The sequence below is a fragment of the Mesorhizobium abyssinicae genome, assembly GCF_049887195.1.
GTDB lineage: Bacteria > Pseudomonadota > Alphaproteobacteria > Rhizobiales > Rhizobiaceae > Mesorhizobium > Mesorhizobium abyssinicae.
On the sequence record NZ_JARAKC010000001.1, the window covers coordinates 101,132 to 123,317 of the forward strand.

General features: G+C 63.9%; 22 protein-coding genes. 5 read left to right on the forward strand and 17 right to left on the reverse strand.

Translation table 11 applies throughout. The features are described from left to right. Window positions 1-5: 5 nt before the first annotated feature. The 4 genes from PU724_RS00395 (at window position 6) to PU724_RS00410 (ending at window position 4,086) form a co-directional block, all read left to right on the forward strand. Window positions 6-404: a hypothetical protein gene (locus PU724_RS00395; protein ID WP_127283304.1), complete on the forward strand. Its 399-nt coding sequence runs from the start codon at window positions 6-8 to the stop codon at window positions 402-404. A 17-nt stretch (window positions 405-421) separates the two neighbouring features. Then, entirely contained in the window at window positions 422-733 is a 312-nt protein-coding gene (locus PU724_RS00400; RefSeq protein ID WP_245455579.1) for a tetratricopeptide repeat protein, read from the forward strand. Continuing rightward, window positions 730-2,901: a type III secretion system export apparatus subunit SctV gene (gene sctV / locus PU724_RS00405; RefSeq protein WP_354419091.1), complete on the forward strand. Its 2,172-nt coding sequence runs from the start codon at window positions 730-732 to the stop codon at window positions 2,899-2,901. Before PU724_RS00400 ends, sctV begins: the two co-directional genes overlap by 4 nt. 144 nt (window positions 2,902-3,045) lie before the next feature. Further along, entirely contained in the window at window positions 3,046-4,086 is a 1,041-nt protein-coding gene (locus PU724_RS00410; protein WP_354419093.1) for an EscU/YscU/HrcU family type III secretion system export apparatus switch protein, read from the forward strand. A 111-nt stretch (window positions 4,087-4,197) separates the two neighbouring features. On the opposite strand, the gene PU724_RS00415 is transcribed toward PU724_RS00410, so the two are convergent. The 3 genes from PU724_RS00415 to PU724_RS00425 all read right to left on the reverse strand — a co-directional run bounded on the left by PU724_RS00415 (window position 4,198) and on the right by PU724_RS00425 (window position 6,593). After that, window positions 4,198-4,527 carry a hypothetical protein gene (locus PU724_RS00415; protein WP_245494436.1) on the reverse strand — a complete coding sequence of 110 codons (330 nt, stop codon included), beginning with the start codon at window positions 4,525-4,527 and terminating at the stop codon, window positions 4,198-4,200. 203 nt (window positions 4,528-4,730) lie between these two features. Then, complete coding sequence (locus PU724_RS00420) at window positions 4,731-5,822, reverse strand: isocitrate/isopropylmalate dehydrogenase family protein (RefSeq protein WP_354419095.1); 1,092 nt, start codon at window positions 5,820-5,822, stop codon at window positions 4,731-4,733. Window positions 5,823-5,849: 27 nt separating this feature from the next. Continuing rightward, entirely contained in the window at window positions 5,850-6,593 is a 744-nt protein-coding gene (locus PU724_RS00425; protein WP_128275035.1) for a glucose 1-dehydrogenase, read from the reverse strand. A gap of 142 nt (window positions 6,594-6,735) precedes the next feature. Here PU724_RS00425 and PU724_RS00430 point away from each other — a divergent pair, with 142 nt between their 5' ends. Next, window positions 6,736-8,232: an aldehyde dehydrogenase family protein gene (locus PU724_RS00430; RefSeq protein ID WP_320321407.1), complete on the forward strand. Its 1,497-nt coding sequence runs from the start codon at window positions 6,736-6,738 to the stop codon at window positions 8,230-8,232. An 8-nt stretch (window positions 8,233-8,240) separates the two neighbouring features. Here the strand turns inward: PU724_RS00430 and PU724_RS00435 are convergent, their stop codons facing one another. The 14 genes from PU724_RS00435 to PU724_RS00500 all read right to left on the reverse strand — a co-directional run bounded on the left by PU724_RS00435 (window position 8,241) and on the right by PU724_RS00500 (window position 22,148). Further along, window positions 8,241-9,143 carry a LysR family transcriptional regulator gene (locus tag PU724_RS00435; RefSeq protein WP_127283298.1) on the reverse strand — a complete coding sequence of 301 codons (903 nt, stop codon included), beginning with the start codon at window positions 9,141-9,143 and terminating at the stop codon, window positions 8,241-8,243. A gap of 257 nt (window positions 9,144-9,400) precedes the next feature. Then, window positions 9,401-10,900, reverse strand: a complete 1,500-nt coding sequence (locus PU724_RS00440) for a sugar ABC transporter ATP-binding protein (RefSeq protein ID WP_354419098.1) — start codon at window positions 10,898-10,900, stop codon at window positions 9,401-9,403. A 3-nt stretch (window positions 10,901-10,903) separates the two neighbouring features. Beyond that, complete coding sequence (locus PU724_RS00445) at window positions 10,904-11,998, reverse strand: NHL repeat-containing protein (protein WP_320321410.1); 1,095 nt, start codon at window positions 11,996-11,998, stop codon at window positions 10,904-10,906. After that, on the reverse strand, window positions 11,995-14,112 hold the full coding sequence (locus PU724_RS00450; protein WP_354419100.1) for an ABC transporter permease: 2,118 nt from the start codon (window positions 14,110-14,112) through the stop codon (window positions 11,995-11,997). Before PU724_RS00450 ends, PU724_RS00445 begins: the two co-directional genes overlap by 4 nt. 11 nt (window positions 14,113-14,123) lie before the next feature. Further along, window positions 14,124-15,140 carry a sugar ABC transporter substrate-binding protein gene (locus PU724_RS00455; protein WP_127283294.1) on the reverse strand — a complete coding sequence of 339 codons (1,017 nt, stop codon included), beginning with the start codon at window positions 15,138-15,140 and terminating at the stop codon, window positions 14,124-14,126. 35 nt (window positions 15,141-15,175) lie between these two features. Beyond that, on the reverse strand, window positions 15,176-16,174 hold the full coding sequence (locus PU724_RS00460; RefSeq protein ID WP_354419102.1) for an ABC transporter permease: 999 nt from the start codon (window positions 16,172-16,174) through the stop codon (window positions 15,176-15,178). 384 nt (window positions 16,175-16,558) lie between these two features. Next, window positions 16,559-17,422 (reverse strand): DUF2182 domain-containing protein, encoded by an 864-nt coding sequence (locus tag PU724_RS00465; RefSeq protein WP_354419103.1) that lies wholly within the window; start codon window positions 17,420-17,422, stop codon window positions 16,559-16,561. A gap of 9 nt (window positions 17,423-17,431) precedes the next feature. Continuing rightward, complete coding sequence (locus PU724_RS00470; RefSeq protein ID WP_354419105.1) at window positions 17,432-18,070, reverse strand: DUF1326 domain-containing protein; 639 nt, start codon at window positions 18,068-18,070, stop codon at window positions 17,432-17,434. 139 nt (window positions 18,071-18,209) lie between these two features. Then, entirely contained in the window at window positions 18,210-18,509 is a 300-nt protein-coding gene (locus tag PU724_RS00475; protein WP_127283290.1) for a putative quinol monooxygenase, read from the reverse strand. Window positions 18,510-18,807: 298 nt separating this feature from the next. Continuing rightward, window positions 18,808-19,515 (reverse strand): NAD(P)H-dependent oxidoreductase, encoded by a 708-nt coding sequence (locus tag PU724_RS00480; RefSeq protein ID WP_354419107.1) that lies wholly within the window; start codon window positions 19,513-19,515, stop codon window positions 18,808-18,810. Window positions 19,516-19,542: 27 nt separating this feature from the next. Further along, window positions 19,543-20,019, reverse strand: a complete 477-nt coding sequence (locus PU724_RS00485; RefSeq protein WP_127309257.1) for a DoxX family protein — start codon at window positions 20,017-20,019, stop codon at window positions 19,543-19,545. Between the two features lie 11 nt (window positions 20,020-20,030). Continuing rightward, entirely contained in the window at window positions 20,031-20,816 is a 786-nt protein-coding gene (locus tag PU724_RS00490) for an HvfC/BufC N-terminal domain-containing protein (protein ID WP_127309267.1), read from the reverse strand. Then, window positions 20,803-21,837, reverse strand: a complete 1,035-nt coding sequence (gene bufB, locus PU724_RS00495) for an MNIO family bufferin maturase (RefSeq protein WP_128272266.1) — start codon at window positions 21,835-21,837, stop codon at window positions 20,803-20,805. The genes PU724_RS00490 and bufB overlap by 14 nt, the downstream gene beginning before the upstream one ends. A 41-nt stretch (window positions 21,838-21,878) precedes the next feature. Next, window positions 21,879-22,148 carry a BufA1 family periplasmic bufferin-type metallophore gene (locus PU724_RS00500; protein WP_292099801.1) on the reverse strand — a complete coding sequence of 90 codons (270 nt, stop codon included), beginning with the start codon at window positions 22,146-22,148 and terminating at the stop codon, window positions 21,879-21,881. Window positions 22,149-22,186: the final 38 nt, after the last annotated feature.

The following is a 22,186-nucleotide window of genomic DNA, read 5'->3' on the forward strand; positions in this document are numbered from 1 at the left end:
CAAGGATGGACACGGCTGGCCGCGAGGTGCGCCAGGCGGAAGGCGTGCGCGGTCAGGCAATCAACCGGCGACGGATGAATGGCGCCGACAAGGCCGCGGGCCGTGCTCAGGGAACGAAATCCGCCGCTGGTGCTGAAAGGCCGCAAACCGCGGAGTTTCAGTCCTCCAGGGAAGCGGCAGGCGAATCGCTTGATGACATCCTCATCGACTTCGTCATGCCCCGTATACCCGAGCCAGCCATCCTGCGGCGCTCCGTGCCTATCCTCCAGCATTTTGTGACGCACCTGGTTCCCAACCTCGAGGGCGGCGAGCAGCTCAAGTCGCTTGCGAGAACGCTGATGGAGGATGAAATCGAGCGTCATCGCGACCTGCTTGGTCGCATGCAGGAAGGAATCGAAATCTGACCGGCCCGGATGACACCGTGCATCTGCTGCATGTCCTGGGCTTTCTCTACGGGTCTCACGGGCAGGCAAAGCGGGGCGCGGCCTATCTGCTTATCGCCGCGCAGCTGTCGCCGGGAAATGCCGGCGTGCTGAGGACATTGGCGCATCTGCTCATCCTCGATGGCGAGGCGGAAAAGGCGCTGGCCACGATTGCCAGGCTGGAGACCTTGGAAGGAATGGACCATCCGGCGCTTGCCTTGCTGAAGAGCCGCGCCTTGCTCGTGGCGGGGCGCAAGACCGAGGCGCACAGCGCCCTGCTGAGTTTCCTTTCGCAACGAGGCGTTCAATGAACATGACCGTGTCGGAGCGGGTGCTGCAATTCCTTGCCAGGCTGTCACGCCGCAGCGACCTGGTCATCGCCGTCCTGCTGCTCGTCGCGGTGGTGATGATGCTCATTCCCTTGCCGACTTTCCTCGTCGACATTCTCATCACCGCCAACATCGCCATCAGCGTGCTCATCCTGCTGGCATCGTTTTACGTTTCCCATCCGCTTCAGTTCTCGTCGCTGCCGTCGGTCATCCTGATCGCCACCTTGTTCCGGCTGGCGATCACGATCACGACGACGCGACTGATCCTGCTACAGGCCGATGCTGGCGAGATCATTACCGCCTTCGGCACCTTTGTCGTCGGCGGCAGCATTGCGGTCGGCCTGGTCATCTTCCTGATCATCACCGTCGCACAGTTCATCGTGGTCGCGCGGGGTGCCGAGCGCGTCGCCGAAGTGGCCGCACGCTTCACACTCGATGCACTGCCGGGCAAGCAGATGAGCATCGATGCGGAGCTGCGCAACGGCGACATCGACCAGGCGGAGGCGCGACGCCTGCGCCAGCAGCTGGAGCGCGAGAGCCAGCTGTTCGGCGCGATGGACGGCGCCATGAAATTCGTCAAGGGCGACGTCATCGCCGGTATCGTGATCATTCTGGTCAACCTGATCGGTGGTGTCGCGGTCGGAACGCTGCAGCACGACATGTCATTGGGGGATGCGGCCGCGACCTACTCGCTGCTCACCGTGGGTGACGGGCTGGTGGCGCAAATACCGGCACTGCTCGTCGCCGTGGCCGCGGGCACGATGGTGACGCGGGTCGGCAGCGCGGACGGGACAGGCGACCTTGGCCAGCAAATAACCAGCCAGCTCCTGCGCGACTCCCGAGCGCTCGCGCTCGCTGCGGTGATCATGGTCGGCCTGGCCATCGTGCCAGGCTTCCCGTCGATCGTGTTCCTGATCCTCGGCGCCTGCTTCGGCGCCGGCGCCTACGCAATCAGTCGCCGCACCGCCCGGGAATCCGAGCCTGAGGACGCCGCCGGCCAGATCGCCATGCGCGAACAGCCGGGGAATTCCGCAGCGCTTTCAGCAATCTCCACCGGAACGCTGCCTCCTTCCTACCGCATCGTCGTACGCTTCGGAGCCGATCTCGCACGCTCCATCCCGGAGCCCGAATTTGCCGCCCTGGCCGATGGCGTGCGCCGCGAGCTCTTCGGCGATCTCGGTGTCGACGTTCCGGCCATCGGCATGCAGGTCGACGAGATGCTTTCGCCTCGCGGCATCCGCATCGATCTGGAGGGTGCGCCCATCCTCGACGCCGAGATTCCCGCGGACCGCGTTCTTGTCGAGGCGGATGCAACGCATCTCGACCTGCTCGAGGTGGCTTACGAAGGCGGTTCCTCGATTGCCGGCCAGCGCAGATTCGCGTGGGTCGACGACAGCCACCTGCCGGCATTGAGGGAAGCCGGCTTCGCCTTCTCCACGCCGGCGGAAACAGCGGCCAAGTGGACCGGAAATGCGCTGCGGCTCTATGCCGGCCATTTCGTCGGGATTCAGGAGACACGCAGGCTCTTGTCGGACATCGAGCCGGACTACGCGGATCTGGTCAGGCAGGCTCAGGAGATCGTGCCGCTGCAGAAGATCGCGGAAGTGCTTCGCCGGCTCGTCGGCGAGAACGTGCCGATCCGCAATCTGCGCCTCATCCTGGAAGCGCTGATCGAATGGGGCCAACGCGAGCAGGACGTCGTCCTGCTGACGGAATATGTCCGCACGTCGTTGAAGCGCCAGATCAGCTTCCGCTCCGCCGGCCGCAACAACATCATCGCGGCCTACGTGCTGCAGCGGTCGGCCGAGGATATCCTGCGCAACGCGGTGCAAGGCACCTCGACCGGCACATTCCTGAACCTTTCGGACGATGACGCGCAGGCCCTGGTGACCGAGATCGAGCGAGCCCTGTCGCAGAGCTCCATCGATGTCTCGCCCGTCGTCCTCGCCGCGATGGACGTGCGCCGGCACATGCGCACCTTGCTGATGCACAATGCCATCGAGCTTCCCGTCCTGTCGTTCCAGGAACTCGCGCAGGAATTCAACGTCCAGCCTTTGGCCACGATCACCGGCCGCACGGTCAGAACCGGCGCGCGCTCGCAGGCGCTGCCGTCGGCTCAGGCGAAAGCCGGGCAAGAGGCTGCCTCATGACGGCAGCCGGACGGACGGGGACATTAGGGGAATCAGGAGAGGAACGGGCTGACAATCCACGATACCGCAGCGCTCGCCTTGGCGTCCGGCATCGCTGCCGCACATCGGCCCACTGGAACCACAACTGTGCGGTAAGATTGTAACATGGCCGAAGACGCTGAGGAAAAGAAGCTACCGGCATCGGACAAGAAACTCCGTGACGCCCGCCGCAAGGGCCAGGTTCCGCAGAGCCGCGACCTGGTCTCCGGCTTCACGCTTTTCGCGGCGCTGGCGTATCTCTATTTTGCCTGGCCGACGCTCTTCAAGCGCCTTTCGGACCTCGTGCAGACCGTGACGATACCCGGCGAGCCGTTCGGGGACGCCAGCCTGCGGGCCATCCGCCATTCGTTCTCGCTGCTGATGCTTGCCACATTGCCGCTGGTCGGGATCGTCGTCGTTCTCACCGTTGCCTTCGGCATGCTGGGGACGTTCGGGCCGGTCTTCTCGTTTGAACCGCTCAAGCCGCAGTTCGATCACATAAATCCGGCGAAGGGCCTGCAGAAGATCCTGTCGCTCCGCAACGTCATCGAGTTCGCCAAGGGCCTGGCCAAGGTGGTGTTGCTGGCAAGCCTGTTCGTGTTCATCCTGATGGCGTGGCTGCAGCCGCTCTTCGATGCGCCGGGCTGCGGCCCGTCATGCCTGGAGCCAATCATCATGGCGGTGTTGACACCTCTTGGAATCGCCGCCGCCCTGGCCTTTGTCGTCATCGGCGTGATCGACGTTCCCATCCAGCGCTGGCTGTTCCTTCGCGACATGCGCATGACGACAACCGAATACAAGCGCGAACACAAGGATCTCGAAGGCGATCCCTTGATCCGCAACGAGCAGCAGCGGCAGCGGCGCCAGGCGGTGACGCAACCTGCGAAGCTTGGCGTGAGAAATGCGGTCATCGTCTTCGTGACCGGCGACCGCGCCGTGGCGTTGCGTTACTTCAAAGGCGAAACGCCGGTGCCGACCGTCGTCGGCAAGGGCCAGGGCCGCGCGGCCGACGAGATGGCTGCGCAAGCACGCCAGGCAGGTATTCCAGTGGTCGACGATGCGACGGTCGCTGAACCACTTTTCGAGCGCGCCAATACGGGAACATATATCGGCCAGGACATGTTCTCACCTGTCGTTCGCCACCTCGTCCGCCACGGGCTCACGTGAGGCAAAATCCTGCGGTTCTTTTGCAGTCGCGATGTGCGAACGAACCCGACGGCCAGGGTATGAGCGCGGCTGGCTATCTGACGGAGAACCGCTGGCCAAACGGCCGCGATCTCATACCGTCCACGTCGTGGAGTGGAGCAGAGCTTGCATGTGCTCTGGCAAATCCAGTTCACCGCGCGCCTCGATCGCGAGAAGATATGTTGCCTTGGCAAAGCGATCGCCTTGCGTGGCCACGGGAAAGGCGCAGATGGAGATCAGCGCCCTCTCCTCTTCCCGGCTGGCTTCAGCGTAGTCGCGGCTGTCGGCACCCGTTTCGTGGACGGCTTTGAGGAACGCCGCATATGCCGTCTTGTGCCCGTCGATCAACGCTCGCAGGGCGTTCGACGGTTCTGCCTCTAGACGCGATGCCTCTGCGGCGAGTGACGTGGCTGATACGGTCATGCCGACAACGGCAGTGCCTGACCGGAAGAGCACGGTGCGACGGCTGATCCTGGACGTGGGAAACGCTCCTCTCATTTCAGAACAGCACGTAACAGCTGTCCTCGATCGTGGGACCCTAACATGGCGGTTAGCCCATTTATGTCAGGATGACGCTCGAAGCCGGCACGGTTATCGCACGAGGTCAGTTCCTGGCTTGTCCCGCCTCACGCCGCGAGCCGGTCGCAGACGTTCCCAGTGATCTCGGCGGTCGAAGATCTTCCCTTCAGGTCGGCGCTGAGCAGCCCGCCCGCCAGGCAAACCTCCGTCACACGACGGATTTGCTCGGCGGCCTGAAGCAGCCTTTCGTCGCCATGTCCACGGCCGAGCCAATCGAGCATGGCCGCCGCCGACAGGATCGTCCCGTAGGGGTTGGCGATCCCCTTACCGGCAATGTCCGGCGCCGAGCCGTGCGCGGCCTGGAAAAAGCCCTTCGTGTCGCCAACCTCAGCCGACGGCGCCATTCCCATTCCGCCGACCGTCGCGGCCGCCAGGTCGGAGAGGATGTCGCCGAACATGTTTTCGCTGACGATGATGTTGAAATGGCCGGGCTTCAGCACGAGGTGCATGGCCATGGCGTCGACCAGCGCATGTTCGGTCGCGATGTCGGGATAGTCCTTTGCCACCTCGTCGAAGATGGAGCGGAAAAACGCGTAGCTGCGCAGCACGTTGGCCTTGTCGCAACATGTAACCCGCCGCACGCCGTCGCGGGGCGCGCCGTTCGTCTGGCGTGCCAGTTCGAAGGCCTTGCGCACGATGCGCTCGATGCCGGCGCGCGTCTGCACGAGCGTGTCGACCGCCACCTCGCCGCGCAGCAGCGCCCCTGCTCCGCGCGCCGCGTAGAGCCCCTCACTGTTCTCGCGCAGGATGACGTAGTCGATGTCGCCCGCCTTCACCCCGCTGAGCGGACTCGTCACCCCTTCGAAGAGCCTGATCGGGCGGATGTTGGCGTAGAGATCGAGTTCGAAACGGAGCTTCAGGGTGAAGTCGAGGCCTGCTTCCGTGCCGTCCGGATAGACCACGCCCGGCAGGCCGCCGGCGCCGTGCAGGATCGCGTCCGCGGCGCGGCACGCTTCGAAGGTCGGTTCGGGAAAACTCTGCCCCGTCTTCAGGAAATGCTCGGCGCCGGCGGGGTATTCGGTGAAGCGCAAAGGGCAGTCCGGCCCGAGCGCCGCCTTCACCACCTCGACGGCCGCTGCGCAGACCTCGGGCCCGATGCCGTCGCCATGCACGACCGCGATCTGGTAGACATCCTTCATCGCCAACCCCTCAGGAACTGCGGATCTTCATATGCACTTGCCGCCGTCGACATTGAGGTCGACGCCGGTGATCATGCCGGCTTCGTCGGAGCACAGGAACGCGGCGGCGTTGCCCATGTCCTGCGGCGTCGACAGCCGGCCGATCGGAATGGTGGCGACGACGCGGGCGCGGTTTTCCTCGCCAGAGCCGATGAAGGTGGACAGAAGCGGCGTGTCGCCGGCAACCGGGTTGATCGCGTTGACGCGTATGCCGAAGGGCGCAAGCTCCACCGCCATGGCGCGGGTGGCGGCGATCGCCCAGCCCTTGGAGGCGTTGTACCAGGTGAGGTTCGGGCGCGGCGAGACGCCGCCAGTCGAAGCGACATTCAGGATGGCGCCCGCTTTGATGGATTTGAAATGCGGCACCACGGCGCGCGCGCCGTTATAGATCGAGCGCATATTGACGTTGGCGATGCGGTCGAACAGGCCTTCGTCCATCGTCTCCAGCGGCATGGGCGGCTGCGCGACGCCGGCATTGTTGACCAGTATGTGGAGCCCGCCGAAGGCCGAGCGTGCAAGGTCGGCGGCAACGACGAAGCTTTCCAGCGTCGAGACATCGCCGACGATCGGCCGCACCTTGTCGCCGGCTACGCCAGCGACGCGGGCTGCAGCGGCTTGGTCGCGGTCCATCAGCACGACCGCCGCGCCTTCCTCGACGAATTTCTTGACGATGCCTTCGCCAAATCCGGAAGCGCCACCGGTGACGATGGCGACCTTGCCAGCAAGTCTCATATCTCTTCCTCCGTTGCCGGAACCATCGGGGAAGACGCTTGCGTTGCACAGTCCGATTATCTGAACGCCCTTTTAGCTTTCCTTGTTTGAGGTCGCCGGCGCTGGGAGTAATAGTCGGCCCGGAATTCGTGAGGAGGAGACGATGACGCTGAACTTCGACCCGAGGGCGAAGGCCACGGCGCTCTACCATGGCGAATTCCGGCCGATGTTCATCGGCGGCAAGTGGGTTGCGGCGCAATCCGCAGAGGTGATGCAGGCGCTGAACCCGGCGACGGGAGAGGTGCTGGCGACAGTGCCGCGCGGCTCGGCCGCCGATGTCGACGCGGCGGTGGCCGCGGCGCGCGCTGCCTTCGAAGGCCCCTGGTCCAAATTCTCGCCCTACGAGCGGCAATGCGTGCTGCTCAGGATCGCCGATCTGTTCGAGACGCATTGGGAAGAGCTCTGCGTCTCCGACACGCTCGACATGGGGCTGCCGATCACGCGCACGCTGGCCAACCGGCGCCGCGTCATCGGCATGCTGCGCTTCTATGCCGGCATGGCGACCGCGCTGCATGGCGAGGCAATCGACAACTCCATTCCGGGCGAAATCGTCACCTTCACGCGCCGCGAGCCGGTTGGCGTCGTCGGCGCCATCATTCCCTGGAATGCGCCGACCGCCGCCTCCATCTGGAAGATCGCGCCGGCGCTGGCCACCGGCTGCACCATCGTGCTGAAGCCCTCGGAGGATGCATCGCTGACGCCGCTCCTGATCGCGAAGCTGATGCAGGAAGCCGGCGTCCCCGACGGCGTCGTCAACATCGTCACCGGAACCGGCGCCGAGGCCGGCGCAAGGCTTGCCGAACATCCGGACGTCAACAAGATCGTCTTCACCGGCTCGACGCTGACCGGCCAGGCGATCGCCCGCGCCGGCGTCGCCAACCTCAAGCGCGTTTCGCTGGAGCTCGGCGGCAAGTCGCCGATCATCGTCTGTCGCGACGCCGATATCGACAAGGCGGTGCCGATCGCGGCGATGGCGGTGTTCGTGCATTCGGGCCAGATCTGCATCGCCGGCTCGCGGCTGTTCGTGGCGCGCGAGATCCATGACGAGTTCGTACGCCGGGTCGCCGAGTTTGCCGGCAAGCTGCGCATCGGCCACGGCATCGAGGCGGAGACCGAAATCGGGCCGCTCATCAACTCAAGGCAGGCCGGCAAGGTGGAAGGCTACATCAAGGCCGGCAGCGACGAGGGCGCCGAGCTGGTCGCCGGCGGCTCGCGGCTGACCGGCGAGCTCTATGACGGCGGCAACTTCATCGCCCCGACCGTCTTCGGCGCGGTGTCGGACAAGATGACCATCGCACGCGAAGAAATCTTCGGACCGGTCATCTCGGCAATGCCCTTCGACACGCTGGATGAGGCGGTCGCGCGCGCCAACGCGACGCCTTACGGCCTGGCGGCGGGTATCTTCACCACCAATCTCGGCACCGCGCACAGGCTGGCGCGTCGCGTCAAGGCCGGTTCGGTCTGGGTCAACATGTACCACGCCATCGACCCGGCGGTGCCGTTCGGCGGCATGAAGATGTCGGGCTACGGCCGCGAAGGCGGCGTCGAGCATCTGCACGAATATTTGGAGACGAAGTCGGTCTGGATCCAGACTGACTAGGCATACCCTTAAGTCAGTGAGCCAAGCTCACGCAGATTGGTGCGGATCAGGTTCATCAGCTGCTCGGAGAACGAGTGGTGCACGTAACCCCGGGCGGTGATGATGCCGACCGCGCGGTGGGCGTCGCGATGGTCGATCGGCACCACCCGCATGCGCTCGTCGTTGCGCGAGATGGCGATGCCAGGCACCACGCAGACGCCCAGTCCCGACGACACCAGCGCCACCGCGGTCTGCGCGCTTTCGACTTCATATTGCGGCTTGAGTTCGATCCCTTCCGCCGCCGTCAGCCGGTCGAGAAGGCCGCGCACCGCCGTCTTGCGGTTGAGCAGGATCAGCGGGAAGCGCTTCAGGTCGGACAGATTGAGCTTCTTTTCGCCGCCATAGGTTTCCACCGGGATGCAGGCCATCAGCGGATCATCGAGGATCGACTCGAACTGGAAGTCGTTGAGGTTCGGCAGTTCGGGGCCGATGTAGAATTCGACCTCCTGCTGCTGCAACAGCGCAAGTGCCGCCTGTGGCGGAGTCTCGATGACCTCGACGATCGAGCGCGGATAGCGCAGCTTGAACGTCGCCAGTATGTCGCCCAGCCGGCTCGCCGCAAGCGTCGGCGCGCAGGCGATCTGTACCTTGCCCTTGCGCCGCGCGGCGATCTCCGTCAGCCGGTCGAGGCTGGTCTGCACCTGCGACATCGCGTTGGCGATCTCCTCGAACAGCACCTGCCCTTCCGGCGTCAGACTGGCGCGCTGCGCCGTGCGGATGAAGAGCGAGATGCCGATCTGCTCCTCGAGATCGCGTATCTGCATGGAGACGGCCGATGGCGAGCGGTTGCTCTCTTCGGCCGCGCGCCGGAAGCTGCCGTTTTCCGCGGCAAGCAGGAACGTCTGCAAAAGTTTGAGGTTGATGCTTGACATGTCCGCCCGGGCAGGTGATCCGAACCCCTGCCCTATTCAGACGCGGAAGCGATTGCAAGGCAAGAGGCAGGCCCAGGCGCCGGTCCGGATTTAGCCAGCGAACCTGCTCCCGATCAGGGTGTGTCGAGATTCAGGTCAGGGCCAGTCGAAAACGGTGGCTTCCGAGAACCGGAACGAAGCGTACTTAAAGTACGTGAGCAACGGAAGCGCAGGAAACCGCCGTTTGCAGGCCGGCCTTACCTGAATATCAACATACCTTAGTGGACCGCGGCGAACATGACGCGCTCCTCGGTCGCTTCCGACAGCATCATCTCCTCCACCACGCGACCGCGCTTCACCACCAGTATGCGGTCGGAAACTGCAATGATTTCCGGCAGATAGGAGGAAATGACGACGACGGCCATGCCTTGGTCGGCAAGGTCGCTGATCAACTGGTGGATTTCGACGATGGCGCCGACATCGACACCCCGTGTCGGCTCGTCGAAGATCACCAGCTTGGGTTTCTGGATCAGTGACTTGGCGATCACGACCTTTTGCTGGTTGCCGCCGGAGAGCTCGATCATCCGGGCCCGGTCGCTGATCTGCTTCAGTCTGAGGCGCTCGCCCCACAGCTTGGCAAGCTCCCTGGCGCGCGTCATCGACACCATCGACACCGGGTTCGAGTTGTCGGTCAGCTCGCCGATCTGCAAGTTTTCGCCCGCCGTCATCGTCTCGAAGAACCCGTCGAACTTGCGGTCCTCCGTCACATAGACGATGCCGTCGCGCACCGCCGGCCGGGGCACACGGTAGCGCACCGATTTGCCGAGCAGGCGGATCTCGCCGCCATGGAAGATATTGCGCTTCAACAGGCCGGCCACGACTTTTGCCATCTCGGTGCGGCCGGCGCCGACCATGCCGAACATGCCGGTGACCTGGCCCGAAAAGACGGAGAAGGACGAGTTGCGCACCAGGCCGGCGCAGGAGAGGTTCTCGACAGAGAGCACCTTGTCGCCATAGGGGCGCGCGGTGCGCTTGATCTCGCCATGCAGCGTTTCGGTCAGCGTGCGGCCGACCATGGCCTGCACGATCGAGGCGCGGGTGAAGCCCTTGGCCTCTCCCGAAGCGACGATCTCGCCGTCGCGCATCACGGTGATGCGATCGGCGACGGCGAGCGCCTCCTCGAGCGCATGGGTGATGAAGATGACGGCGATGCCTTCCTTCACCAGCCGCTGCAGCAGGTTGAAGAAATGGCGCTTCTCTTCCGGCGTCAGCGTCGCGGTCGGCTCGTCGAAGATGATGACGCGCGCCTTGTGGTGAACGGCGCGCGCGATCTCGACCATCTGCTTGTGCGCTGCGCCCAGCGTGCTCACCTGCGCGGTCGGATCGACCTGGAAGCCCATGCCGGCGAGAAACTGGCGTGCCTGGATATAGAGGCCGCGCAACCGGTTGAACATCTTCTCTTCGCCGAGATAGAGGTTCTGCGCCACGGTCATGGACGGCACCAGATTGGTCTCCTGAAACACCATGGCGATGCCGGCGCGAAGCGCCTCGGCGGGGGTGGCGAAAGACACCTCCTTGCCGTCGAAGAACAGCTTGCCCTCGGTCAGCTTGAATACGCCGGCCATGACCTTGGTCAGCGTCGACTTGCCGGCGCCGTTTTCGCCCAGAAGCGCGTGGATCTCGCCCTTGCGCAGGTCGAGATTGACGTTCTTGAAAGCCGGTATGCGCGAGAACGCCTTGGTCGCGTCCTTCAGTTCGATGATGTTGGCGTCGGCCATCGCTTAACCCCGCTTGCCGCCGGCGGCCTTGGCCAGGCGCACGATCCTCGATCCGCCGCGCGAGGCGACGAGCAGGTCGTCGCCAAGCTCGCAGGCGCTGACCGTGCCATGCACCGTGCCGTCGGCACGCGAGTGGAAACTCGACAGCGGCTTCATGTTCTGGTCGCAGTGGACCACCAGACCGTAGGATCTGGTCACCGCGTAGGGCTTCAGTACATTCATCTGCTTGAGCTGGCTGCCCTGCATCGGCTCGCGGTAGTCGCGCCATGAATTGAGCGACGGCGCCATCCAATAGGCTTCCGGCACCTCAGCCAGCATGCGCTTGCGGTAGGCTTCCTCGCGCAGGATGAATTCCACCAGCTGGTTGCGCACGGAATAGAAGGTCAGCCAGTAGCCGGCGTTGAAGGCCGGCGCGATGCGGGCGGGATAGGCCGGCAGATGCTCCAGCACCGGCACCATTGCCTTGGTGGCGAGATCGATCGCCAGAGCGCGATGGCGCCAGGCCTCTGTGACATAGACGCGGTTCGAGCCGGTGGTGGCTATGCCCGCCGGCCAGGCGAGGCCGTCGCGGATCAGCTCCAGCCGGCCGCTTTTCAAGTCGAGGCGCCAGACCGAGCCGGAAGCGTTCTTCTGCATCAGGTCGCGGCGCCAGCCTATCGCCGGCAGCGAGGCCGAGCCATTGGCGATCAGCAAGGTGTTGCTGTCGAGGAAAGTCAGCGCGGTGACGCAGGACAGCCTGCGGGCCTCGTCGCCCTCCGCCTCCCGACCGTCATGCAGGCCGCCATGAATGACGACACCCTTACCGTCGACGGCCAAAGCGGTCATGCCGCGGGCGTGGGCGAGCGCGGTGATCTCGCCTGGAAATTCCCGCAGCAATTCCGCCTTGCCGTCGGCGTCGAAACGCATCAGCCGATTCGCGCTGCTCGCCAACACACTCTTTTCGGTCCGCACCAGATTGTCGACTTCAATGAGGCCGGCGAAAGTCTCTGCCTCTTCCAGCTCCTGATTGGGCAGCAACGGCCCATCGAGTGTCGGCACGGTAACCGCCCAGTCGCCGCGGCCGAGGAAGCGGTCGAAAAACTGGCTCACGGCGCTCATGGCTTTTTGCCCCAGTAGGAATCCGAGCTGAACCAGTCGGGATCGGCGCCCTTCAGCGCCAGGGTCCCCATGCGGTTGTTGAAGATGCCGCAGAGATACAGGGTGCCCTTGTGCTCGCGCATTGAGGTGATCATCGGATGCTTCTCGCCCGCCTGATCCCACAGGCTTTCGAGGATCTGGCCCTTGTCGTCAAAGCGCAGCACGCAGCCGGTGTTGAGATTGGGCATCAGCCAGGCGTCTTCCGACACGCGCCGCGCCATGCGGCGGCGGAAGCCCGGCATTTCCAGCGAGAGATCGAGCGCCGGCGTGCGCATACCCATCAGCGCCAGCCAGTAGGTTCCGTCGGAGGCGCGGTTGATGTTGTCGGGATAGCCGGGCAGCCCCTCGATGACCCGCTCCACCGTGCCTTTCTTCGGACCGTCGAAATAGTAACGGCTGATGCGGCAGGCCCAGCTTTCCGCGAACAGCACGGATTGGCCGTCGAAAGCCGTGCAGATGCCATTGGGGAAGACGAGGTTCGACAACAGCGTGCGCGTCGAACCGGATTTGGGATCGTGCACGATGATGCGTCCATTGCCGCGGCTTTCGAGCGCGTCCGCATACCAGTCGTGCATCTCGAAGCGCACGGTGGCTTCGGAAAATACGATGCGGCCGTCCGGGAGGATGTCGCAGTCGTCGGCGAGCTTCATGGTCGAGTCGTCCACGACCGATGTCAGCGAACGGTTGGTCTCGGCGGTGAGCAGCTTCACCGCGCCTGCCGGCGAGACCTGATAGAGGCCCATGCCGGCGACGCAGATGACCAGATTGTCGTCGCGGTCGAAGGCCATCCCGAGCGGTGAGCCGCCGATATGGGCGAAGACTTCGCTGTCGGTGTAGTGCGGCGGCTGGAAGCGCAAGATGTCGCCTTGGCGGCTGCCGGTGTAGAGCCGGTCCTGGCGGTCGAAGATCACGTCTTCGGCGCCATCGAGGAAACCGAGGCCGATGACGCCTACGTCCTTCAGCCGGTCGTTTACCGCCATCGGCGCGCCGGGCGCGGTCGAGACGGCCTGCGGCATCTTGGCGAAGGTCGGCGAGATATAGACGCTGCGCAGGATTTTGTGGCGGTTCTTCACCCAGCGCACGTCGAGCAGCACCGATAGGAGCAGCACGAGGCCGAGGATCAGGTAGTTGACCGGGCCTGGCACGGCGAGCGCAAGCAGGCTGTTGGACAGCACGAGCACGAAGAGCGTACCCATCAGCGCCTTGGCGACCGAGCCGCGCCCGCCGCCGAGCGAGATGCCGCCGAGCACCGTCGCGGTCAGTACCTGCAGTTCGAGCCCGGTGCCGATATCGGAAGCGGCACTGCCGATGCGGGCCGAGAAGAAGAAGCCGGATAGCGCGACCAGCACTGAACAAAGCACGTAGGCGCTGAACAGGGTGAACCGCACATTGATGCCGGCATTGTAGGCGGAACGGCGCGCGCCGCCGACCGCGAACAGCCGCCAGCCATAGCGGGCGCGCGACAGCACCAGATGGGTCACCAGGGCGATGACCACGAAGACGGCGAACGACGTCGGCACGCCCCAGACCGTGCCGAAGCCGAGAAAATCATATGTCGGCGAATCTGGTCCGCTGGTGACGATCGGCGTCGAGACCTGCGGGAAGACGATGTCGAAGGTGGAGCGGTAGATGATGAGCGTCACCAGCGTGGTGAGAAACGCCCTCATGCGCAGGAAGCCGACCAGGAGGCCGTTGACGGCGCCGCAGACAACACCGAGGCCGAGGCAAGCCAGGAGGCCGGTTCCAAAACTCCACTGCTCGACATTCATGCCGTAGAGGGTGACGAGCACCGCCAGCGCGAAGGTCGAGCCGACGGAGAGGTCAATGCCGCCGGACACCATGACGATGGTCATGCCGAGCACGACCAGGCCAAGCTCGGCGGTCTGGCCGCTGAGGTTGGTCAGCGTCGCCACATCGAAGAAGCCCGGCACGATCGAACCGAAGATCGCGCACAGGATAACCAGCGCCGTGAACGGGATGACGCTGTCTATCCATTGCTTGGTCAGGATCTCCCCGACGACATGGTCGGGGAGCAGACGATAGCGCCAGCGCACAAGGCTTTCGGCCATGCTCATCGAAAAGTCCGTTACTTGATGTCTTCAGGCTTCCAGCAGTTCCGGCCGGTCGCATCGGTCTTGTCAACGCGGGTGATCGGGCCGAAGAAGATGGTCTTCTCGCTGCCCGCCTGGCGTTCGGGATGCTGCAACAGCTCGGAAATCTGCTGCGCCGCGATTTCGCCCTGGATCGGCGCGTTGAAGTTGAAGATCACGTCGAGCAGCCCGTTCTTGATGCTCTCGCAGCCGGTGGCGGCGCCAGCGCCATTGGTGACGATCGTGACCTGGTCCTGCTTGCCGGCAGCCACGACCGCCGCGCCGGCGCCGACTTCGGCATTGTCCCAGATGCCCATGATGCCGCAGAGATCGGGATGCTGCTGCAGCACCGTCTCGGTGATTTGGCGGGCCTTTTCGCTGATGTAGTCGGCCGGCTGGTCGGAGACGAGCTGCAGCTCGGGATTGGCCTTCAGCACCTCGTCGATGCCGGTGCGCATATAGATGTTGGCCGCGCCCGTCTGGACGCCGGCAAGCCAGACCACCTTGTGCGAGACGGCGTTCGGCCCGGTGCAATGCTTGGCCAGCTCGCCCATCTCCAGGCGGCCCATCTCGATCCAGTCATTGCCGACATAGGAGTCGGTCTGGGTCGCCGACTGCATGTTGACCTGCAGCACCTTGATGCCGGCGGCCTGCGCCTGCTTCAACAGGCGCGCATAAGTCTGCACGTCCGGGTTCTGCACGATGATCAGGTCCGGCTTCTCGGCGATGGCGCCCTGCATGGCGCGGATGCCGGCATTGGTGTCACCGTTGGGGTCGCGCACCTCGAGGGTGAAACCATAGCGGGCGGCGTGGCGCTGCCATACCATCACCCAGGCCTGGTTGAGGTCCATGCCCTGCGAGATCGGCACGAAGATGACCTTTTTGCCCTTGACGCCGTCGATATAGGCGGCTCGGCCGACCTGATCGGTTTCCTGCGCGCTCGCGACCTTAGCGGCGCCAAGCATCGCAAGCGCGGCCAGGCCCGCGAACAGGCATTTCCTGATTATTTTCATGGGTTCCTCCCTGATTTGATGGTTCGGTTCTTGTTTCAGATGTCGCCGCTCTGCGAGGTCTGCTCGTCACGCGGATTGATGATGGCGTCGATGGCGAGCGCGCTGAGCAGGATCACGCTCTTGATCAGGTTCTGGCTGGTGTAGCTGAAGTTGAGGATCGTCATGCCATTGGTCAGGATGCCGACCAGGATGGTGCCGGCTATCACATTGCGCACGCCGCCCTGCCCGCCTGACAGACCGATGCCGCCGAGCACGACCACCAGGAGCACGTCGTAGATCAGGCTTGAATTGTAGAGGCGGGTGTCGATGCCAGTGACGAGACCCGTCATGATGATGCCGGCGGTGAACGCGATGAGCGCGCTGATGACATATTGCGTCACGATGATCGGGCGCGTCGGTAGGCCGGTGGTGCGGGCCGCGTTCGGATTGTCGCCCGTCGCATAGACCAGCCGGCCAAAGCGCGTCTTGCGCAGGAAGAGACCCATCAAAGCCGCCACGGCGCCGAAGATGACGACCGACATCGGTATCCCGAGCACGCTGCCATTGCCGACGAATTTCAGCCAGGCGATGTCCGGCGGGGCATAAAGCACGTCCGAGGCAAAGACGATGCGCCCCGAGCCATAGACCGAAGAGGCAATGGCCAAAGTGGCGAAGATCGGCGGCACTTCCGCGATCGCCACCATGACGCCGGTGAACAGGCCGATAGCCGCGACCAGCACGGCGCCACAGATCACGGCCAGTGTGAAATCGATGCCCCAAGAGGAAATCCAGATGCTGAAGGCGACGCCGACGACCATCACCGCGACCATGGTGAGGTCGATGCCGCGGCCGACAACGACGGAGCCCATGCCGACCGCCAGCGTGCCGAGGATCGACACGTTCTTGAGGATGGCGATGATGTTGCCCTGGCTCACGAAATTGTTGAGCGTCGCCGAGAAGACGACGAACAGCGCCAGCGATATCGCAACGACGACGACTTCCTGGGACACCTTGAAGCCAAGGCGCCTGTCGTCCGATCTGCCCGAACCACGCATTTTCCTCCTCCCAGGCAGCCTAGGGTTGGCGCCTTCCTCAGGCGACCAGTTGCTCCGGAATCCTCCCAAGGCACCGGCCGTCCGCCTGATGGGACAATTACGACTGGAGCTTCGGCGGACAATTTCGTTTTTCTGATGCGCTGTGCAGTTTGCCGTCCGCGCGAGGACAATCCGGTACCCTTAGGTCGACGCCAGACGGCTGGCGCACCAGTGGGAACAAGAGGGCCGTTCCTTGTTGCTTGGAAGTCCGCTTGCCATTGCGCAGGTCTGGCGAAGCTAAGGACGACGCACGAAATTGACTGCCAGCTTCGAGATATCGGTCATGCCCCGAACGGAGCCACGCAGAACGTCCCGGCAGCCACCCGGGAATGGAAGCGAAGGCGGCTAGCCACCCATCCAAGGCATATCGATCGCCCCGAGCGATACGACGATCCCGAGGGCCACCAGCGCAACGCCCACGCTACCTTCGAAACGCCGGCCACGGGGCAGCAGCTTCTCGACGAAGACAACCAGCGTCAAAAGCAGCATCCAGGCGAGGCTCATGACGCCGGTCGCGACCAACACGGCAAACAGCGCCCAGCAGCAGCCAAAGCAATATAGGCCGTGGCGCAGCCCCATCTTGAGCGCGCCAACACGTCCGTCGCGCCAGTGCTGCGCAACGAAAGCAAGCGGCGAACGGCAGTGGCTGAGGCAAACGTGCTTGAAGGTTGTGAATTGGTAGAGCCCGGCGACGCCAAGCGTGGCGCCAAGCGCGAGCGGAGCCCATTTCGAACGCTGCGGTGGATCGAGGCTTGTTGCAAGGTCGCTGCCGAGCTGGACCAGGACATATACGACAAGGCCCGCGGCCGCCCAGATGAGCAGATAGCCCGCGACAAAGGTCCACGTCGGGACGGCCACGCCTTGTTCGCGCCTCGCCTGCGCCGCCGCGAACATAAAGATCATGGGCGCCGCAGCTGGCACCATCATTGCAGCCATCATCACGGTCCACACAGCGAGAAAAGCGGCAGCGCCGGCAACCGACCAGCCGTCGGCGGCAATTCCGGCCATCGCCATACCGGCCATGCCTGCCATACCCTCCATACCGCCGCGCACGGCAATGCCCATGGGCATATCCATGCTGAAGGTTTGGTAGAGGGTGAGCGCCCACGCCGCTGCCGTCAGCCCGACCAGCGATGCGAGCAGACCGAACGGGATGCCGCGCAGATTCCGGGTTAGCCGCCGCGATGTCCTGGGGAACGCGTCAGCCATCGCCGTGCCCTAGTTCGGGCCGGTCCAGTCGAATGGAATGTGCTTGCTGGAGCGGGCCGTTCCGGTCCAGTCGAGCCCGAAGCCTTTGGTGCTCACCTCGACAGAGCGCCCCCAGGTGGCAACCTGGCCCGGGCCGACCTCCGAACCAGGCGAGTTGATCGTCTGCACCCGCTTGCCGGGTGGGGTGGTGGGTCCGGAAAGCGCTTCCGCGTGACCGACGACGAGGCCAGGAATATCGACGCGCCAGGTGGCCAGGTCGCCCGCCACCTCGAAAGTGATCGGCACGAACTCCATGCCACGCATCTCGCCGACATTGGCGGCAAAGCCCGCCGGCCAGCCGCCGGCCTGGCCACCGAAGATCATCTGCAGGGCTTCGCGTTGCGGCTCGTTCGCCCTTTCGTCGAGATACATGCCCATCACGGCACTTGCCTCGCCAGCCCAGAGATTGCCTTCAAACTCGCCGAGCGCCACCAGTGTCAGGCCGTCGAGCTTGACGTCGCCATACTGACCCTCGCGCACATGCCAGGCGAGCACACCTTGGCAATGATTGCCGGTGGGCCGCTGTGCGAACTCGCAGGGGCAAGGGATATCGCAGCTGCAAATGTCGAACCAGTCGCCTGCGAGCCGCCATTGAGGTACTGCATTCATGGCCAGTCCTCCCGAAGATCGAGGGATCAGATAATACGACGATGGCAAGCCGCACTCCAGCTATTCGTGCGCAGCTCTCTGATTTTGAGGCTGGCCCTTTACGTAGGGGTCGAGCGGTTCACGCCTGCAACTGGGCCACTTAGGTCGCGATCTCGGCAACGACCGTTCCCGAGACCGGATCGGTCACGCCGAGGTCGCCGCCAAGATCCTCAAGCATGTCGCGCATCGTATCCAGAAGCCCAATCATCTGCGGCCGCGCCGCGGCGAGACTATCCATGTCGTTCCATTCGCCGACGATGCAGAAGGTTCGGTCGCCAGTCCTGATGAGCGCACCTTTGCGGAAACCCTTGACGTCGAGCTTTGCTTTCATGTGCGCATCGATGAATGCCTGCTCCCTGCCGGGCTTGGTGCGGAACCGGACGACGTTGTAAGCGGTCATGTCTTCCTCCATTCAATCGCTTTCACGCAAAGAACCTTCGGGACGTGCCTCGATAGGCGTGTTGAACGGCGTCTCGTGGCGCGGCCTTGGCGACAGGCCAGTTCCCGATGCGGGGGAAGGTTCTCGCCGTGACAGTCAGTTGTTCGATCCGTAGCGACTGGCCGTTACAGCTTCACAGTAACGTGACCGCTGATGGGAATTCTCAGCGAGAGGGGGACTTCGAGTCCGCTGCCGCATGGGGCCAACAAGCTACTCAGAAACCCCGGCTGGCGTCGACGTCCTATCCTGGTGGACTGGACTACGCCGATTTCAAAACATGGCTGTGGTCGAAGTCTACGAGTTTTGGGTAAGCGATGGTTGGCGCATGCGCCAGACCAAGCAGCCGTTCACGGTAACGGCCGAGGAAAATCCGGCGTTCGGTGTCGCTGATGCGCGCAGGTGCGTGCACCAGGAAAGGCTCGATCACCGTGAAGCCGACAAAGTAGAGCATACCGTGATTGATCGGAAATAGAATTGCACCGATTGGGCCGTTCAATCCTCGGTCGGAATAGATCGGCGGCGGCCCGCCGATCGTGACGGAACACATCGCGCGCTTTCCTGAGAAGACGCCGCGATCATACCACTTGCCGCCGCCATAAATGCGGCCCCCAGACGCGAACACCCGGTCGACCCAGCCCTTGAGAATCGCCGGCAGCCCGAACCACCAGAGCGGAAACTGAAGGATCAAGGCGTCACACCAGAAGAGCTTGTCCATCTCCGCCTGGATGTCTGGAGCAAATCCGTCGTGGGCGGCCGCATTCGCCTCCTCAGTCTGCTGGTGGTAGTAGTTCGCGTCTCGTACGGTCGTGAAGTTGCGGCGATCCGACACTGGGTTGAACCCCATGGCGTAGAGATCGGAGACAACGACCTCGTGTCCAGCCTCGGACAACGCCCCCCTGGCCGATCGGGTCAGGGCACCGTTGAAGCTGTTGGGCTCGGGGTGCGCGTGGACGATGAAGATGCGCATCGTACTTTCCCCGCCCGGTCGGACTGTTCATTTTGCAGATGCCGAAAGCGTTCGCTCGGCGACATAGTCGAGAGACAAGACGCCGGCGCCGCGTGTCAGCACGAGAAACAGCAGCGATGCCCACAGGAGGTGCTCGGCCCAGTTCTCCGGATAGACGAAGATCTGGATAACGGAGACGACGCCGAGCAGCATCAGAGCCGCAAGGCGCGAGAACAGTCCAAGGAAAATCAACACCGAGCCTGTGATTTCGGCCGTCGTCGCCAAGGGCGCGGCGATCGACGGATCGATGAGCGGCAGATTGTATTCGCTGGCGAATAGCTGCAGCGTCACGGGCCAGGATGCGAGCTTGCTCTGCGCCGATTGCCAGAAAACATGAGCCACCGCCACACGAGCAGCGAGCTGGATCAGTGAAAACGGAAGGTACTCGGGCAGCTTGATGATACGCTTGTAGAGGCCGACAAAGCCGGCCGGTTTGGACGAGGATTGCTCCGATATTGCGGTCATGACCGTCTCCGTCAGTTTGAGGGGGAATTCGCAGCGATCCGCACGTCGGTGACGAGCCTGTCGCGGAACAGACGCACAAGGGCTGAAACCAGGTCGAAGGCCGGGTCGAGCGCCAGGGCACGGCCGGTGGCATGCTCGAGACCGAAACTGTGCTTCAGCGAATGCCAGAAGGCGAAGCTCGCGCGGTCGAGCAGAAAAAGCCGCACGTAGTTCCCCGATCGCCACAGCGCCACGCGTTCGGGACGCCTTGTCCAGGTGATGCTTTCGTCGACCGCCGTCCCGTGTTGATGCGCCATCCATACCGACAGGATCGACCAGTGCGAGATGATCAGTCGCAGTGAGGGCTGGAGCAGGATATCCGGCGAGAACCCAAGATCAGTGCAGTCGTATTCTGCTAGGCTGCGGGGCGGCAGGGAAGCCGTGTCGAGCGCCTCCGCTATGGCCCATTCGAGCCGCGCCGTTTCGGCGACGATCGGCATGTCGGACAGCGTGTCGATCGTCTTCAGGAAGCGTGGGAATCCGGATCCATAGCGCGAAAGACGCGATTCAGCCGGCGGATACCGTCGAATGAACTCACTCGCCACGTAGCGGAAAAAGCGTTCGTCTATCAGCCGGACGGTGACAGGAAACACCGACATCAGCGCCGCGGTGAGCGAGCTGCGCGTGTTGTTTTGGTAGATACGCAGGCGGGCCAACGGATCGGCCTTGCCGGCGGTCAGCACATTCGCGGCGACAACTGGCTCCATGGCCAGCACTGCCCGCGCGATGGTGGTCTGCAGGTGTTCAAGCGGCAACATGGTATTCCTCCTCGATTGAGACAAGCGCCGCGGGCATGCACGACCTGGCGCACCGGGCAGCTGCAAACGCCGCAAGGACGGGCATGCTGGTCGTCGTTTCGGCCTCGACAGAAAGGCGGATCGGCGGCGCTCGTGTTTCGGTCGTTTGCTCACGTCGCGCGACTTGCTTGCGGCTGAACATGATCGACGCGGTGAGCATGTCGGCCCACATCGCTTCGCCAAGCAGCACGTCGAGGACGGGAACGTCGGTGTCCCACTCGATCAGGGTGGGGCGCGGTCCGAACCGGTCTATGGCATGCTGGTAGAGCGCCCAGACGACCGGCGGCACGCGCGAGCCATGGTCGTCGATGAGCACGGTGTCGGTCCCGACCTGATTGGTTGCGTGACCGGCAAGATGAATCTCCTCGATCGCCGCCGCCGGCAGCGCATCGATGAAGGCTTTGGCGTCATATTGCAGATTGTGCGCCGAAACCTGGACGTTGTTGACGTCGAGCAGCAGGCCGCAGCCGGTCCGCGCCACGAGCTCGGACAGGAACTCGGCCTCGCTCATCGCCGAATCCGCAAAGGCGACATAGGCCGACAGGTTCTCGATCAGCACACGCCGCTTCAGAGCGTCCTGGACGGTCTCGACGTTGCGCGCCACGATCGCCAGCGCGTCTTCGTCGTAGCGAAGTGGCAGCAGATCGTTGAGGTAGGCGCCGTCGGCGACGCTCCAGGCCAGATGTTCGGAGACGAGATCGGGCTGGAAGCGCTCGCAGACCTTGCGCAGTCGCTCCAAATGATCGCGGTCCAAGCCTCGCGCGCTGCCGAGCGACAGGCCGACGCCATGAACGGAAACGGGATAGATCTCGCGCAGTCTTTCCAGCGCCTCGACGCCGGCGCCCTCCCCCATGTAGTTCTCGGCGTGGACCTCAAGCCAGCCGGCGGAGGGCCGCCTCGTCAGCATCTCGGTGATGTGAGGCGAGCGAAGACCGATGCCCGCCGATGCGGGGATCGCGAGGGACTGAAACGCACGGGACATCGGTCTGCTCCTTTCAAGGGTTGGCTCGAAGTCTGGATTGCTCAGGCTTTCGGCTTGTCGCTGCCGCCGGTGATCTTGGCGCAGCTGCCTGCGGGCACGTAGAGCCAGGAATCCGGCTGGTTGTCGACGGTTGCGGTGCCGGCGCAGGAATGCGTCGCGGTCTGGCAGTCGTTCTGGCCGGCCTTGACGACGCCGTAGCACTTCTCGAAGGCGAAGCCGGGCTTGGCGGCCGGGCCGCTGTAGGCCGCTGTCGCGGCAAGCGAAGTAGCGGCCGCGAGGGCCGATCCGATGAGGGTCTTGGTGTTGATCACAGGCTTGTCTCCTGGTTGGCGTTTCGAGTGAAAGACCG

Excerpts from the sequence above, each read along its gene's own strand:
- PU724_RS00395 (WP_127283304.1), top strand. The coding sequence starts at position 6 with ATGGACACGGCTGGCCGCGAGGTGCGCCAGGCGGAAGGCGTGCGCGGT.
- sctV (WP_354419091.1), top strand. The coding sequence starts at position 730 with ATGAACATGACCGTGTCGGAGCGGGTGCTGCAATTCCTTGCCAGGCTG.
- PU724_RS00410 (WP_354419093.1), top strand. The coding sequence starts at position 3,046 with ATGGCCGAAGACGCTGAGGAAAAGAAGCTACCGGCATCGGACAAGAAA.
- PU724_RS00415 (WP_245494436.1), bottom strand. The coding sequence starts at position 4,527 with ATGACCGTATCAGCCACGTCACTCGCCGCAGAGGCATCGCGTCTAGAG.
- PU724_RS00420 (WP_354419095.1), bottom strand. The coding sequence starts at position 5,822 with ATGAAGGATGTCTACCAGATCGCGGTCGTGCATGGCGACGGCATCGGG.
- PU724_RS00425 (WP_128275035.1), bottom strand. The coding sequence starts at position 6,593 with ATGAGACTTGCTGGCAAGGTCGCCATCGTCACCGGTGGCGCTTCCGGA.
- PU724_RS00430 (WP_320321407.1), top strand. The coding sequence starts at position 6,736 with ATGACGCTGAACTTCGACCCGAGGGCGAAGGCCACGGCGCTCTACCAT.
- PU724_RS00435 (WP_127283298.1), bottom strand. The coding sequence starts at position 9,143 with ATGTCAAGCATCAACCTCAAACTTTTGCAGACGTTCCTGCTTGCCGCG.
- PU724_RS00440 (WP_354419098.1), bottom strand. The coding sequence starts at position 10,900 with ATGGCCGACGCCAACATCATCGAACTGAAGGACGCGACCAAGGCGTTC.
- PU724_RS00445 (WP_320321410.1), bottom strand. The coding sequence starts at position 11,998 with ATGAGCGCCGTGAGCCAGTTTTTCGACCGCTTCCTCGGCCGCGGCGAC.
- PU724_RS00450 (WP_354419100.1), bottom strand. The coding sequence starts at position 14,112 with ATGAGCATGGCCGAAAGCCTTGTGCGCTGGCGCTATCGTCTGCTCCCC.
- PU724_RS00455 (WP_127283294.1), bottom strand. The coding sequence starts at position 15,140 with ATGAAAATAATCAGGAAATGCCTGTTCGCGGGCCTGGCCGCGCTTGCG.
- PU724_RS00460 (WP_354419102.1), bottom strand. The coding sequence starts at position 16,174 with ATGCGTGGTTCGGGCAGATCGGACGACAGGCGCCTTGGCTTCAAGGTG.
- PU724_RS00465 (WP_354419103.1), bottom strand. The coding sequence starts at position 17,422 with ATGGCTGACGCGTTCCCCAGGACATCGCGGCGGCTAACCCGGAATCTG.
- PU724_RS00470 (WP_354419105.1), bottom strand. The coding sequence starts at position 18,070 with ATGAATGCAGTACCTCAATGGCGGCTCGCAGGCGACTGGTTCGACATT.
- PU724_RS00475 (WP_127283290.1), bottom strand. The coding sequence starts at position 18,509 with ATGACCGCTTACAACGTCGTCCGGTTCCGCACCAAGCCCGGCAGGGAG.
- PU724_RS00480 (WP_354419107.1), bottom strand. The coding sequence starts at position 19,515 with ATGCGCATCTTCATCGTCCACGCGCACCCCGAGCCCAACAGCTTCAAC.
- PU724_RS00485 (WP_127309257.1), bottom strand. The coding sequence starts at position 20,019 with ATGACCGCAATATCGGAGCAATCCTCGTCCAAACCGGCCGGCTTTGTC.
- PU724_RS00490 (WP_127309267.1), bottom strand. The coding sequence starts at position 20,816 with ATGTTGCCGCTTGAACACCTGCAGACCACCATCGCGCGGGCAGTGCTG.
- bufB (WP_128272266.1), bottom strand. The coding sequence starts at position 21,837 with ATGTCCCGTGCGTTTCAGTCCCTCGCGATCCCCGCATCGGCGGGCATC.